Here is a 14,507-nt window from a genome sequence, read left to right as displayed (position 1 = left end):
TTAAGCCCATTAGCGCCGATGGTACTGCATTTGTGGGAGAGTAGGTCGTTGCCTTTTTTAATCCTCAACATTTATTTGTTGAGGATTTTTTTTGTGCTAAACTCAACCTAAATAACCAAAGGTAAAGTGTATTGAATGAGTTGTTTATAATTTATAATTGCTTTTTTATTTTCTTCAATATGAGTTTGTTGCGTAATCATGGAGGTTCAACCCTGATGAGATTGTTTAATTATGAGGGAAGTTAGTTTAAGATTTATTTTTTCTAACTAAAAGAGGGCTAATAAGGCCGTTTAAGGAGCTTAATGATGATTTTGAATACTAGGTAATATAATCTTCCAAACTTAATTGTAAAGTTGTTTATATGATTTCATTTTATTAGAATGTAATTTTGCTTTTATAATTAGATTCATTTTGATCAAATTTTATTATATCCCCATGCTTTTCATTCTAAATATTTTTTTTGTTTTTAAATTAATTAAAAAATTGTTTTTTTCTTGCTAATCTAGTTATTTAATTAAGCGAAAAATTTGCGTATAAATTAGGCTAATTCTTTTCAAAAACAAGAGGTTTTTTGAGCAAAAACGTCTTGTAATTTTTGATAGAAATCAAACTTTTGCAGATGGGAGCGAGAGCGATAGTAGTGACATCCTTTCTGGGTAAAACGCTTATTCTGTTTTAGTGTTACTATTTGTAATTGAGTAAAGTAGCCGAAATACTTATACGAAAAGGTAAATGCACAAATAGATGTAGCGGATAGCGCGTTTTTTAATTTTTCTTAAAAACTCGTACTTTTAATAATGATTTATTGTGGAATTCTTAAATTTTTTTTGCTTTATTTTTATTTTGTGAATAATATGGGTTTTATGAAGAATTGTTACAAATCTGCTATGCTTTATCTCCTTTCGTGTCAAAAATGAGGCAATTTAAAACTCAATTTTTGTATATTCGCAACGCAAAAAATGGCATCTTTTTATTACTATCCATTTTTTAGATATAATAACTCACAAAACATCACACGAATGTCTAAAATTATTTACACGAAAACGGACGAAGCTCCGGCTTTAGCAACACGTTCTTTTTTACCTATTGTTCAAACTTTTGTAAAATCGGCGGGAATTGAAATTGAAACGAAAGATATTTCGTTAGCTGCAAGAATTTTAGCCGTTTTTCCTGATTTTTTAAAGGAAGATCAAAAAGTTTCGGATGATTTGGCTTTTCTTGGAGATTTAGCAAAACAACCTGAGGCTAATATTATTAAATTACCAAATATTAGTGCGTCTATACCGCAGTTAAAGGCAGCTATTTCTGAATTACAAAGCCAAGGTTTTGCTATTCCTAGTTATCCAGATGAGCCTAAAACAGATGCAGAAAAGGAAGTTAAGTCTCGTTACGATAAAATTAAAGGAAGTGCTGTAAATCCTGTATTACGTGAAGGTAACAGTGATCGACGTGCACCAAAAGCTGTTAAAAATTACGCTAAAAACAATCCGCATTCAATGGGAGCGTGGTCTAGCGATTCTAAAACACATGTAGCAACTATGGATGCTGGCGATTTTGCTCACAATGAGAAATCGGTAACATTACCAGAAGCAACGAGTATAAAAATTGAGCACACCGATACCAACGGAAATGTAACTGTGTTAAAAGATAATTTGGCTCTTTTAAAGGGGGAAATTATCGACGCAACTGTTTTAAGTAAAAAAGCTTTAATTGAGTTTTTTGAAACTGAATTTGCAAATGCTAAAGCAGAGGGTGTATTGTTGTCTTTACACATGAAAGCAACAATGATGAAGGTGAGTGATCCTATTATTTTTGGTCACGCAGTTCGTGTATATTTAAAAGATGTTTTTGAAAAATACGGAGAAACTTTTGACGAAATTGGAGTTGATGTAAATAACGGATATGGAAATTTAGTTGATGGTTTAAAAGAATTACCAGAAGCACAGCAAACTGAAATTAAGGCAGCTATTGACGCCGCTTTTGAAAATGGTGCAGATTTAGCTATGGTAAATAGCGATAAAGGTATTACTAATTTGCACGTACCTAGTGATGTTATTATTGATGCGTCTATGCCAGCAATGATTCGTACGTCTGGACAAATGTGGAACGCGGCAGGTAAACTTCAGGATACTAAAGCGGTAATTCCTGATAGTAGTTATGCAGGTATTTATACTGCCACTATTGATTTCTGTAAAAAACACGGTGCTTTTGATCCAACTACAATGGGAACTGTGCCTAATGTAGGTTTAATGGCTCAAAAAGCTGAAGAATACGGTTCTCATGATAAAACTTTTGAAATCCCTTCTAATGGTGTTGTAAAAGTTATTGATGCTTCTGGAGCTACTTTATTGGAGCATACGGTTGAGGCAGGAGATATTTGGAGAATGTGCCAAGCTAAGGATGCACCAATCCAAGACTGGGTTAAATTGGCTGTAACTCGTGCTAGAGCATCTGAAACTCCAGCTGTATTTTGGTTAGACGATAATAGAGCGCATGATGTTGAACTTATTAAGAAGGTGAATTTATACCTAAAGGATCATGATACAACTGGTTTAGATTTACGTATATTATCTCCTATAGATGCTACCCTTTTTACTTGCGAACGCTTAAAAGATGGTAAAGACACTATTTCTGTTTCTGGAAATGTATTACGTGATTATTTAACCGATTTATTCCCGATTTTAGAAGTAGGTACTAGTGCAAAAATGTTATCTATTGTACCATTAATGAATGGTGGTGGATTATTTGAAACTGGAGCAGGTGGTTCTGCACCAAAGCACGTGCAACAACTACTAGAAGAAAATCACTTACGTTGGGATTCTTTAGGTGAATTTTTGGCGCTTGCCGTTTCTTTAGAGCATTTTAGTTTAGCAAATAGTAACTCTAAAGCTAAAGTTTTAGGTGAAGCTCTTGATAATGCTACTGATAAATTATTAGAAAACAGAAAAGGACCTTCTAGAAAAGTTGGCGAGTTGGATAATAGAGGTAGTCACTTTTATTTAGCTATGTATTGGGCACAAGAATTAGCAAATCAAAATGAAGATGCTGATTTAAAAGCAGAGTTTGCTCCAATAGCTAAACAATTAGTAGATAATGAAGCTGTTATTGTAAAAGAATTGAATGATATCCAAGGTGTATCTGTTGATTTAGGTGGTTATTATGAGCCTAATGAGGATTTAATTAATAACGCAATGAGACCAAGTAAAACATTTAATGCTATTTTAAACTAAGAGCATTTTAAATTGTTTCAAATTATAAAAAAAAGCACCCATTTGGGTGCTTTTTTTGTTTTATAAAAAATTGGTTTGATTTCTAATTGTACTTAATAGTTCTGAAGGCCATTTCATTGGCGTAGTTGAAAGCATCTTGATAATATGCTGCTCTCATATTTATAGCTTCATCATCATAGGGGTGAGTATCGAGGTAAGTTTCAATATCGTTTAAAAAATAGGTGTCATCATTTTTTAAATGAATTATAGCACGATTTTTAAAAACATCTGATTTTTCGCCTTCTAAGCTAATAACTTGATCAAAGTTGACTAGTGCATCATCGAGAACGTTTAAGTGATATAAAGCAATTCCTTTTACTTTAAAAGCTATAGCTAAGGTGTCTGTAATGTCAATGGCTTTATCACTATATTTAATTGCTGTTCTATAGTCTTCTATGGCATTATATTGATTTGCTTTTTTTATATAGTAGTCGTAGACCCTAAGTTGGTCTTGTTCTGAAAATCTTGAACCACAATTACATAGTAATAAAAACAAAACGCATGACGTTATACTTTTATATAACTTTATCATAGCTATCCTTTTTAAGTGTTTATTGTACAAATAAAAAGAGCAACTAGACAATACGTGTCCGGTTAAGGAATGAAATAAAAAAGAGGACTTATAAGAAGTTGTTTAACGAATAAAATCAGAATAATAGTGTTGTAAGATAAAATCATGTTGTTCTACAATCGTTTCTATTAACCAGTGTGGTTCTATAACTTTTACCCACATATTAAATTTAAATAACTCAATGAGGAACTCGTAATTTGGTTTTAGAGTTACCAAAATTTCACCAAAGATATCTTCGTCTGTATAATCTAAAACGTCAGTATTCATTTTAACGGGACGGCTTATAATAATTTGAGAATGGTGGAGTGGTTTAGATTCTAAATATTTAAAGTGGTGGTTTGCTACCTTTAGTCTAATAGTTTCGGTTTTAATATCATTATTTAAAATTCCGAAGGCATCTTTAAAGTAAAGAGACTCGTCAAAAGAATAAGGTTCTTGTACAAATTCTTCAGTAATTGTAATATTAGAAACACGTTTATCTAAGCAAAGTACTTTTACGCCAATAGCTTCATTATAAACTAATAAATACCAAGCTTTATTGGCTTCTTTTATATGTAGAGGCTGAACTTTAGCTTGTTTAATTTCAGTAAACCGGTCGTCGTCATACCAGCCTTCATAATTAATTTTAATATAAACTTTACGTTCTATGGCTTTAACTAAGCCTAAAATATTGATTTCGGTGTTTAAAGAGGATTCTTCGGTGGTAATGTAAGGAGACCATTGGCGCTCTTTGTGGCTCGCTAAAAATAATTCCATTTTATCGAAAACTGTACGGTGCGTTTTAGTTATTACCGATTGATTGACCATATAATGGCCTTTGTGCCTAATATGTTCAATTTCTACTCCAAAAAAGGATTCGATATCTTTTACATCTCGGCTTATTGTCTTTTCATTACTTACCAATAAACCTTGGTATAGCTTATCGCCAAGATGATAATCTAAATATATTTTTTCTAATATGCTGATTATCTCTTTTCTAGACTTGCAATTATTGATAGAAGTGGTAGCTAATATTTCATAGATATGAAATTTTCTAATAAAATCTGGGGTCATCAAATAGGGGTTTGAAGTTTCCAAGATAATAAAATTTGTTGAAAACTTATGATATAGTGCTATTTTAGCCAAAAAAATGCCCGTTGAGTTTATTCAGTAAAAAAGATTTCGCAAATGCCAAGTGGTATATCATAGAAAAAGTTTGTCAGTTAATTGTAGGGATTTATATTACCCCTAAAATTTTTAATAGTTTAGGTGCGTTCAATTCGGGCGAATTAGAAATTTCAAAGGCCATTGTTGGTGTATTAGCGCCTTTTTTCTTTCTTGGTTTATCGGCTATATGTATTCGTGAATTAGTGTTTAAACCTAAAATGAAAAACCAAATTATTGGCACCACTTTACTACTTCGCTTATGCAGTTTTGTGCTACTTTCACTGTGTTTATTAATCTATACTTATTTTACAAATACAAGTGAAATCACTTTTATTGTTTTAATTATAGCGTTTAGTTATCTGTTTAGAATTAGTGATGTTATAGAATACTTTTTTGTTGCTAAGAAAAAATATAAATACGTGTTTATCTGTAAAGTTATAACATTAATACTTGTATTAATTGTTCAGTATTATGGAGTGGAGCGTAATTTTGGTGCATTTTATTTTGCAGGAGTTTTGTTTTTTGAATTCGCTATGCAAACCCTTATTTATTTTGGTGTTATTGTCTATTCAAAAGAATTAAATCTTACCAAATTATCTTGGTCTTTTCCATTGGCTAAAGATTTATTGGTTTCAGCTTTACCTTTATTACTCACTAATTTTATAATAGTTTTTTACTTAGCTATAGACGATTTTTTTATCAACACATATTTAGGAAGCGCAGCAAATGGTGTGTTTTCCGTGGTAAATTTTTTGGTTATTTTTATTACATGGAGTATCGGAGCAGCTTTTATCTATGGCTTATATCCAGCTTTAGCTGAATGTTATTTAGAAGATAAAATTTTATACGCCAAACGCTTGAAGTTTATGCTTACAGTGGTTAGTGTTTTCGGTATCTGTATTGGGCTATTTTATACTTTTTTAGGAGATTATGTAATATCGACTCAATATGATAAAAGCTTTGAAGCGGCCAAAACCCCACTAAAAATTTTTGCTTGGGCACCTATATTTGTTTTTGTAGGTATGTTGTTTGAAAAGCATTTGGTGAATCAGAATAAATTAAATCGAAATGTTTACCGCTTTATTTTGGGTTGTGCAGTAAATACCTCGTTGTGTTTTTTATTCATTCCAAAATATCATCTTATTGGAGCAGCTTTTGCACTTTTATTAAGTCATTTTGTAACCAATATTGTGTTTGTTTTCTTATTTAAATCTTACAGACAAGATATGTGGTTGCTTTTACTGAATAAAACGAAATAATACATGGAAATGATTATAAGTTAGATGCTTTTATTTATTTTTATAAAAAATTCCCTTAATGAAAAACCTTTTCTTGTGGCTAATTATAGCTTGTTCTTTTTTTAGTCTTTCCCTAAATGCACAAAGTAAATTTACAATAAGCGGAACCATTTCTGAAGCAAGTAGTAATGAAACCTTAATTGGGGTCAATATTATTTTTCCCGAAATACAGTCAGGAACCACAACTAACGAATATGGTTTTTATTCCATTACGCTATCTGAAGGTACTTATAAACTAGCGGTAAGCTATTTAGGTTTTAACACCATTGTTGAAACGGTAGAACTTACTGGCGATGTGGTTAAAAACTTCAGTTTAACTGATACTTTAGAAAGTTTGGATGAAGTTGTAATTACCGAAAACATCGAAAAGCTCAATATTAAAGCTCCACAAATGAGTGTAAATAAATTGAGTTCTACTACTATAAAAGAAATACCAGTAGTACTAGGTGAGGCCGATATTATTAAAGCTATTACGTTGTTACCAGGTGTTACAACAGCTGGAGAAACGGCTTCCGGATTTAATGTTCGTGGTGGTGCGGCCGATCAGAATTTAATTCTTTTAGATGAAGCGACCATTTATAATTCGTCGCATTTATTTGGTTTTTTCTCAGTATTTAATCCTGATGCAATTAAAGATTTAAAACTTTATAAAGGAGGTATTCCTGCTAGATATGGTGGGCGTGTTTCATCGGTTTTAGATATTTATCAAAAAGAAGGTAATAGTAAAGAGTTTCATGCTAATGGTGGTATTGGTATAGTATCGAGTCGATTATTGCTTGAAGGTCCTTTAGAAAAAGATAAAGGTTCGTTTTTATTAGGAGGACGATCTAGTTATGCGCATTTGTTTTTACCACTTTTTGATTTAGATAATAAAGCTTATTTCTACGATTTAAACACCAAATTGAGTTATAAAATAGACGATAATAATAATGTGTATTTCTCGGGGTATTTTGGACGAGATGTATTCAGTATTGCTGATACTTTCGAAAATACCTATGGTAATTCAGTCTTAAACTTTAGATGGAATCATTTATTTTCCGATAAAATATTTTCAAACCTATCACTAATTTATTCCGATTATTACTACGGACTAAAACTTAATTTTGTAGAATTCGATTGGAATTCTGGCATTCAAAATTTTAATTTAAAGTACGATTTCAAACATTATCTAACCAATAAAATAAAATTACAATACGGTTTAAATAGTATTTATTATGCCTTTAATCCAGGTGATATCAAGCCAACGGTAGAAAGTTCTGGCATTAACCCATTTAAATTAACTCAAAAATATGCTTTTGAGAATGCTATCTATTTGGATGCTGAACATAAGGTTTCCGATAAATTATCATTGTCTTATGGTTTGCGTTTAAGCACGTTTCACCGTTTAGGCCAAGATGAACTTAATGTTTATGAAAACGACCAAGCTGTTGTTTTTAATGAGGATTTTCAAATTTACGAAAAGGCAAACCCTATAGATACTGAAACCTTTGATAGGAGTGATGTTATAGAACGTTTTGTTAATCTAGAACCACGTGCTTCCGTGGCTTACCAACTTAATACAGTGTCTTCCGTAAAGGCTAGTTATAATAGAATGACACAGTATTTGCACTTGCTTTCCAACACAAATTCTCCAACACCTTTAGATGTTTGGACGCCGAGTGGAAAATATATTAAACCACAATTATTAGATCAATATGCTGTTGGATATTTTAAAGAATTTAATGATAGTAAATATTCTTTGGAAGTTGAAAGTTTTTATAAAACGATAAAGAATAGAATTGATTATATAGATGGTGCCGATTTGGTTGCCAACAATGCCATTGAGCAAGTGGTGCTAAACGGAAAAGCAAGGGCTTATGGTTTAGAGGTTTTATTCAGAAAAAATGAAGGTCGTTTTAAAGGATGGTTAGCCTATACGTTGTCTAAATCAGAACAGCAAACAGAAGGAAGGACTTCCAATGAAATAGGAATTAATAATGGAAATTGGTACAATACACCTTATGATAAAACACATGATATCTCGCTTACCGGAAGTTATGATTTAAATGAAAAATGGAAATTAAACGGTAACTTTTTATTTCAAACTGGGCAACCGGCTACATTTCCAAATGGTCAATATCAATACAATGGTGTAACTGTGCCTAGTTACAATAATAGAAATGCAGATAGATTGCCTGTTTATCATCGTTTAGATATTTCAGCTACTTATACAGCTAAACCAGAGAAGAAATCGGGTTTACAAAGCTATTGGGTTTTTGGAATTTATAATGCTTATAACAGAAAAAATGCAGCTTCTGTTTCCTTTAGTGCCAATCAAGATACGGGTGCTAATGAAGCGAATAGATTGGCCATTTTTGGAATTATTCCTTCAGTTTCTTACAATTTCAAATTTTAATATCATGAAGAAAATTATATATATATTACTTATAAGTTTAAGTTTTACAGCTTGTGAAGACGTTATAGATTTAGAATTAAACTCTGCCGAGCCACGTTTAGTTATTGATGCTTCGCTTAAATGGATTAAAGGTACCGACGGTAAAAATCAATTTATAAGGTTAACATTAAGCGCTCCCTTTTACGATCTAGAAGTACCGCCTGCAAATGGTGCCGTTGTAACGGTTACAGATACAAACAATAATAACTTTAACTTTATTGAAGATGGAGATACCGGTATTTATGTCAATAATGCATTTATACCAGAAATTAATGGCGTTTATACACTTAGTATTAATTATAACGATGAAATTTATAGAGGCACAGAGCAGTTAATGGCTGTGGCAGATATAGATCGCGTTGAGCAAAAAAATGATGGCGGTTTTTCTGGAGATGAAATAGAGTTAAAAGCATATTATACCGACCCAGAAGGTATGGGTAACTATTATTTATTTGAATTTGATATACAGGAAACTAATAGTGTAAGTCTAGAAGTTTATGATGATGAATTTACAGATGGAAATGAGATTTTTGCTTTTTACACAGATGAAGATTTGGAGGCTGGCTCAGAATTAACTGTATATAATAACGGAATTTCCGAACGGTTTTATGAGTATATGGTGGTTTTATTACAGCAAACAGATGATACTGGTGGCGATCCTTTTGAAACACAACCAGCTACAGTTCGTGGAAATTGTGTAAACGAAACAAATCCAGATAATTACCCTTTCGGGTATTTTAGAGCTTCGGAAGTTTCGGTGCTGAATTATACTGTGGAATAATATTTAAAAATTAAATTCTCTTGAAAATTTCTGGCAAGATTATTACATATTGAGACAACTTAAGCTCTATGATTTTATAAATGATAAAAAGATAGAAGTTGAGGATGTTCTTTACGGTTAAGACCTCAATAATTCATATTTTTGAAATATGATGAAATTCACAAAAACTACAGAACAAGATTCTAATTATAATCATCTTGAAAAGATGAATCTTTCTGAATTATTAAATAGTATAAATAAGGAAGATAAAAGTGTACCATTAGCGGTTGAGAAAGCATTACCACAAATAGAAAAATTAGTAGAACAAATTGTTTCTAAATTGAAACAAGGCGGACGCTTATTTTACATGGGAGCAGGTACTAGCGGCCGTTTGGGTATTTTAGACGCTTCAGAATGTCCTCCAACATTTGGTGTATCCCCAGATCTAGTTATTGGGCTTATAGCTGGTGGCGATCATGCTATTAGGCATGCTGTGGAGTTTGCCGAAGATTCACTAACCCAAGGTTGGGAAGATTTAAAACAACATAATATTACAGATAAAGATGTGGTTGTTGGCATTGCTGCTTCGGGCACAACGCCTTATGTTATTGCTGCATTAGAGCAATGCAATGAGAACAATATTATCACAGGTTGTATTTCTTGTAATAAAAATAGCCCGCTGTCTCTAACGGCTCAGTTTGCTGTAGAACCTATTGTAGGCCCTGAGTTTGTTACGGGGAGTTCTAGAATGAAAGCAGGAACTGCTCAGAAATTAGTCTTGAATATGATAACGACTTCAACCATGATTCAGTTGGGGCATATTAAAGGGAATAAAATGGTCGACATGCAGTTAAGCAATAACAAGCTTTTCGATCGCGGGACAAAAATGATTATGGCCGAACTTGATATTCCAAGAACCGAAGCCGAAACATTACTTCAAACATACAAAAACGTAAGATTAGCAATTCAAAATTATAATAATGGACGATAATAGAACAGACAAAGTATTACTTTATAAAGGTGTAAAAACCATGATTTTTGCCGTATTAACACTCTTCATGGGACCAATAATTTTGAGTATGGCCTTGAGTCAACCAGAAAACAAGCTTTATATTCCGCTTTTAGTTGTTGGTCTTTTAATATGTGCTTTTGCTGTGTTTTTAATTTTTAAAGGCATCAGGTTAATTATGAATAGTATGTTTAAAAAATAACAAGGCTAATCAATTAACATTTTTCTGAAACCGCTTTTGGAGTCGTTGGGTTGTATCCAAACTCACAATCTTCTAGCTCAATTTTCAAACCATTCATAATATAGCTTATAATGGCGTAATGATGGATGGTATGGCTATTGGCCTGGGATAATAAAGCGGCATACGTATAAGCCATTTCGGTTTTACCTAAGCCTAAATCGTCTATAACGGTTATTTTAGAAGCTACATCCAAATCTAAAGATTTTAATTGCTCTATAGTCGTATTCAAATAATTACTAGCGGCATGGCATTGGTTTTCTACATCTGTATTTCTACATCGTGCAGTTAAATCAACTTCACTATTTTCATTCATATTAAAAATACAATTATAGAAGTCTAAAATATGACGAATATGAGAGCCAATACTCGAGTAGTATGGAGCAACCGATGCATCACATAAATTGGCATCGCATAAGTTATGTAATAGTAGTTCTGCCTTTTGTAATGTTTTTAAACTTGATGCAATAATTATATCCATGGACACTAAAATAATAATTTAAGTACGAAATGAGTTGTTTTTAGTCTTTAAACATCATATTCCTTACAAAAAAATAAATACGTGCTATTAAGTTAAGCATCATTTAAAGCTCTTAATACCAAACGTAACTCTTCGTAGGTATATTTATCGTCAACTAATTGTTTTAATTCCGTTAGGCTTTCAAATTTGTTCTTCGGAATTATTTTTTTCAATTCATTGTAGTGTTCTATCGGCATTAAATCGCTAATTTTTACTTCACCCGAATCAATAAAATGAGATAAATGCCTAAGAATTGTGGTTCTTGTAAGTTCACGTTCATCTTCAATTTCATCAATAGATTTACCAGATTTAAATAAATCTAACGATACTTTCTTTGTGTCAACCTTTGGTGCTTTAGGTTTTTCTGCTACTTTTTCCTCAGTAAAATCTATTTTATCAGCAGAGGTATCAATATCATTTTCATCACAATAACCTCTAATTACCTTCAAAATATCGGTACCGTATTTCTCCACACGTGTTTTCCCCATTCCGTTTATTTCAAGCAATTCGGCTTTATTTAAAGGTAAGGTTTCACACATTTCATAAAGAGTTTTTTGGTTAAAAACCTGGTAATGTATTAAATCGTTTTTCTCTGCAATTTCATTTCTAAGCACACGTAGTAATTCAAACAATTCTACATTTGCAGTACCGTCAATAACAGTCTTTCTTGATTTTTTAGGTTTGTCTTTCGCTAAAAATTTAGATTTTGCTCTTAATTCTAAAAATGATTTGGACGAAAACCCATCTGTTAAACCGTTAAAAAATAAAAGTTTCGCAGCCAGTAATTCTTCCAATAAATCAACTGCTTTAGCTAAATCGCTATCAATGGCTTTATTGTCTGTAGTATAGCCAAACGACTTTAAGGGTGTTACAAAATGCGTTTCAATTTGGTCTTTAAAATAAGCAACGGCCTTTTTAAAACGTTCTTGTATTACATCACTTATATCTGGTAGAGGCTCTGTTTTAGATAACTCTTTTAACTGAGCATTAAAACCTGTACTCACTTTTAAAAAGTTAGTAATCGCTGTTTTTACAGTGAGTAGTGGAGTTTCAACTTGTCCTTCAATACTACCTCGGTTTTTATAATATATATCCAAAATACGGTTTGCAGGATATAAAAACGGATAGAAATCAAACATTTCAACAATTAAATCCAGTTGAAAATTTTTCTGAGACAGCTCTAAAACAGCTTCGTCTGGTTCATTGGCTTCAGCGTTTTTATTAAACGTAATGACGTTGGCATCACTAATAATCTGTCTCGAATGTATTTTACTTTTTAGCACCAAACCTTCCAACGATTTACATCGACTTAGCGCCACATAAGTTTGCCCATGTGCAAAGGCACCTTGCGCATCAATTATAGCTTTTTCAAAGGTTAAACCTTGACTTTTGTGTATGGTAATAGACCACGCCAAACGCAATGGCATTTGGGTGTAAGAGCCAATTTTGTTCTCCGAAATAGCTTTGGTTTCCTTATCAACGGTGTAATTTATATTTTCCCAAACTTCAGGTTTTGTAACAATGCTAAACTCATCATCAGGGCAATGTACAATAACTTCATCCTGATCTAAATGAATAACTTTTCCAATTTTTCCATTAAAATAGCGCTTCTCAGGGCTACTGTCATTCTTTACAAACATTACCTGTGCGCCAACCTTAAGCTCTAAAGCTTCATTGTTTGGGTAAGCATACTCAGGAAACTTTCCTTCAACCTTGGCTTGGTAAAACCTGTTTTGGCCATCAATTTTGTTTAACTCTGTAATATTTGTCGCCTCTGCTTTATTATTGTGCGTGGTTAACGAAATATACCCAGCATCAGGCTCTGGTGTAAAATCGGGGATATATCTTTTGTTTAATTCCGCTGCCGAAGCTTCCGAAAGCACATTATTTCTTATTTCATTCAAAATATTAATAAACGTCGGGTTATCTTGGCGGTAAATATGTTTTAATTCAATAGTTACGGCATTGCATTCTTGGTAGGCGTGGCTGCTAAAAAAGAACCCGTTTTTGTAAAACGGTTTTAGTAAATGCCATTCACTTTCTTTAATCACTGGCGAAAGCTGTTGCAAATCACCAATCATAAGTACTTGTACACCTCCAAAAACCTTATTTCTGTCTTTAAAACGGCGCAAAGTACGGTCAATACCATCTAGTAAATCGGCACGTACCATACTAATTTCATCAATAACCAAAAGGTCCATAGACCTAATAATATCAATTTTAGTTTTATTAAATTTTCGATTAAAACTTTTTGAGGCATTCAAGTCGGTGTCTGGTAAAATAGGACCAAAAGGCATCTGAAAAAACGAGTGTATCGTTACGCCCTTTGCATTTATTGCCGCCACGCCTGTTGGTGCTACCACCACTAAACGCTTCAAGCAATCCATTTTTAGTCGGTGTAAAAACGTTGTTTTTCCTGTTCCCGCTTTTCCCGTTAAAAAAATCGACCGATTTGTGTTGTTCACAAATTCCCAAGCCAATTCTAATTCTTTATTATCTGCCATTAATCATTGTTCAAAATCGGAAAGGAAGATACATAATTTCAAAATTTTTTTGGGCGGGTTTTTAAGAAAAATAAAAACCGCGCTATTCGCTGTATCTTTTTATAAAGCAGATTAGTACCAATTTTATTATTTAAACAATTAATTAAAAATTATATAAAGAATGAAGTTTCGGTCTATTTTAAGCTTTACAAAAAGGATGCCGCTGCTATTGCTCCCGCAACAATCCGTCATGGTTGTAGGCTTAATTTCTAAAAAAAAGAAGTTCTACTAGAGGTAAGTGCTATAAAAAAATAGTAACCGTATTGTTATCTAACTCAAAGGTTTTATCGGTAACGGAAACATTAATAAGATTTCCAGAATCACAGCATGTATCGGTTTCCGGAATCGATGTATCGTAATTTACAAAAGCTACATGTACTGAGTTTATATTAATATCTAAGCTCCCAGTAAGTAAACTTTTCGGAATAGATAATAAACCATTCGATTCTATAATATTAAACTCTTGTTCTGTTTCTGTTTTGTTTAGTATCAAAATATCTTCATTAGAAATATTATTTTGAAGTACAAGGTTTTCGTTGGTTTCAGAGTCAATCAAATTAATAAAAATAGAAGGTTGCACACATAAGACAGCCGAGCAATCGAGTTCGTCGTCACTATTGTTGCAGGACATAAATAACGTCATTAAAGCCAAGCAAACTATTTTTTTCATCATAACTTTATGTTTATTTATAGATAGTTAGATAACAAAAAGGTTGCGT

Annotated in this window: 11 protein-coding genes; 6 read left to right on the top strand and 5 right to left on the bottom strand. The window is 32.4% G+C overall.

The genetic code is table 11. The annotated features are described in order from the left end of the window. The first annotated feature begins 1,019 nt into the window (after nt 1-1,019). Nucleotides 1,020-3,230, top strand: coding sequence for an NADP-dependent isocitrate dehydrogenase (locus DFQ06_RS15160; RefSeq protein WP_133968616.1), 2,211 nt, complete (start codon nt 1,020-1,022; stop codon nt 3,228-3,230). Nucleotides 3,231-3,312: 82 nt separating this feature from the next. Here DFQ06_RS15160 and DFQ06_RS15155 read toward each other — a convergent pair whose 3' ends face one another. Next, nucleotides 3,313-3,801, bottom strand: a complete 489-nt coding sequence (locus tag DFQ06_RS15155; protein ID WP_074940455.1) for a tetratricopeptide repeat protein — start codon at nt 3,799-3,801, stop codon at nt 3,313-3,315. A gap of 102 nt (nt 3,802-3,903) precedes the next feature. Continuing rightward, nucleotides 3,904-4,893: a helix-turn-helix transcriptional regulator gene (locus DFQ06_RS15150; protein WP_074940459.1), complete on the bottom strand. Its 990-nt coding sequence runs from the start codon at nt 4,891-4,893 to the stop codon at nt 3,904-3,906. Nucleotides 4,894-4,976: 83 nt separating this feature from the next. Here DFQ06_RS15150 and DFQ06_RS15145 point away from each other — a divergent pair, with 83 nt between their 5' ends. The 5 genes from DFQ06_RS15145 (at nt 4,977) to DFQ06_RS15125 (ending at nt 10,689) form a co-directional block, all read left to right on the top strand. Continuing rightward, nucleotides 4,977-6,245 carry an MATE family efflux transporter gene (locus DFQ06_RS15145; RefSeq protein ID WP_042504929.1) on the top strand — a complete coding sequence of 423 codons (1,269 nt, stop codon included), beginning with the start codon at nt 4,977-4,979 and terminating at the stop codon, nt 6,243-6,245. Nucleotides 6,246-6,303: 58 nt separating this feature from the next. Next, entirely contained in the window at nt 6,304-8,679 is a 2,376-nt protein-coding gene (locus DFQ06_RS15140; protein ID WP_133968614.1) for a TonB-dependent receptor, read from the top strand. Nucleotides 8,680-8,683: 4 nt separating this feature from the next. After that, complete coding sequence (locus tag DFQ06_RS15135) at nt 8,684-9,499, top strand: DUF4249 family protein (RefSeq protein ID WP_133968612.1); 816 nt, start codon at nt 8,684-8,686, stop codon at nt 9,497-9,499. 151 nt (nt 9,500-9,650) lie between these two features. Continuing rightward, nucleotides 9,651-10,469, top strand: coding sequence for an N-acetylmuramic acid 6-phosphate etherase (gene murQ, locus DFQ06_RS15130; protein WP_133968628.1), 819 nt, complete (start codon nt 9,651-9,653; stop codon nt 10,467-10,469). Continuing rightward, nucleotides 10,459-10,689 (top strand): DUF6095 family protein, encoded by a 231-nt coding sequence (locus DFQ06_RS15125; RefSeq protein ID WP_042504933.1) that lies wholly within the window; start codon nt 10,459-10,461, stop codon nt 10,687-10,689. The genes murQ and DFQ06_RS15125 overlap by 11 nt, the downstream gene beginning before the upstream one ends. A gap of 13 nt (nt 10,690-10,702) precedes the next feature. On the opposite strand, the gene DFQ06_RS15120 is transcribed toward DFQ06_RS15125, so the two are convergent. The 3 genes from DFQ06_RS15120 to DFQ06_RS15110 form a co-directional block, all read right to left on the bottom strand. Continuing rightward, nucleotides 10,703-11,206, bottom strand: a complete 504-nt coding sequence (locus DFQ06_RS15120; protein WP_133968610.1) for a hypothetical protein — start codon at nt 11,204-11,206, stop codon at nt 10,703-10,705. Between the two features lie 92 nt (nt 11,207-11,298). Beyond that, on the bottom strand, nt 11,299-13,749 hold the full coding sequence (locus tag DFQ06_RS15115; protein ID WP_133968608.1) for a helix-turn-helix domain-containing protein: 2,451 nt from the start codon (nt 13,747-13,749) through the stop codon (nt 11,299-11,301). A 280-nt stretch (nt 13,750-14,029) separates the two neighbouring features. Beyond that, nucleotides 14,030-14,461, bottom strand: a complete 432-nt coding sequence (locus tag DFQ06_RS15110; RefSeq protein WP_133968606.1) for a hypothetical protein — start codon at nt 14,459-14,461, stop codon at nt 14,030-14,032. Between the last annotated feature and the right edge of the window lie 46 nt (nt 14,462-14,507).

Source organism: Algibacter lectus (assembly GCF_004368925.1).
Lineage (GTDB): Bacteria > Bacteroidota > Bacteroidia > Flavobacteriales > Flavobacteriaceae > Algibacter > Algibacter lectus.
Note: the sequence above shows the minus strand (reverse complement) of the source record. Positions and strands in the feature narration are given on the sequence as shown.

Coding starts and splice junctions, on each gene's coding strand:
- DFQ06_RS15160 (WP_133968616.1), top strand. CDS start 1,020: ATGTCTAAAATTATTTACACGAAAACGGACGAAGCTCCGGCTTTAGCA.
- DFQ06_RS15115 (WP_133968608.1), bottom strand. CDS start 13,749: ATGGCAGATAATAAAGAATTAGAATTGGCTTGGGAATTTGTGAACAAC.
- DFQ06_RS15120 (WP_133968610.1), bottom strand. CDS start 11,206: ATGGATATAATTATTGCATCAAGTTTAAAAACATTACAAAAGGCAGAA.
- DFQ06_RS15135 (WP_133968612.1), top strand. CDS start 8,684: ATGAAGAAAATTATATATATATTACTTATAAGTTTAAGTTTTACAGCT.
- DFQ06_RS15155 (WP_074940455.1), bottom strand. CDS start 3,801: ATGATAAAGTTATATAAAAGTATAACGTCATGCGTTTTGTTTTTATTA.
- DFQ06_RS15110 (WP_133968606.1), bottom strand. CDS start 14,461: ATGATGAAAAAAATAGTTTGCTTGGCTTTAATGACGTTATTTATGTCC.
- DFQ06_RS15150 (WP_074940459.1), bottom strand. CDS start 4,893: ATGACCCCAGATTTTATTAGAAAATTTCATATCTATGAAATATTAGCT.
- DFQ06_RS15140 (WP_133968614.1), top strand. CDS start 6,304: ATGAAAAACCTTTTCTTGTGGCTAATTATAGCTTGTTCTTTTTTTAGT.
- DFQ06_RS15125 (WP_042504933.1), top strand. CDS start 10,459: ATGGACGATAATAGAACAGACAAAGTATTACTTTATAAAGGTGTAAAA.
- murQ (WP_133968628.1), top strand. CDS start 9,651: ATGAAATTCACAAAAACTACAGAACAAGATTCTAATTATAATCATCTT.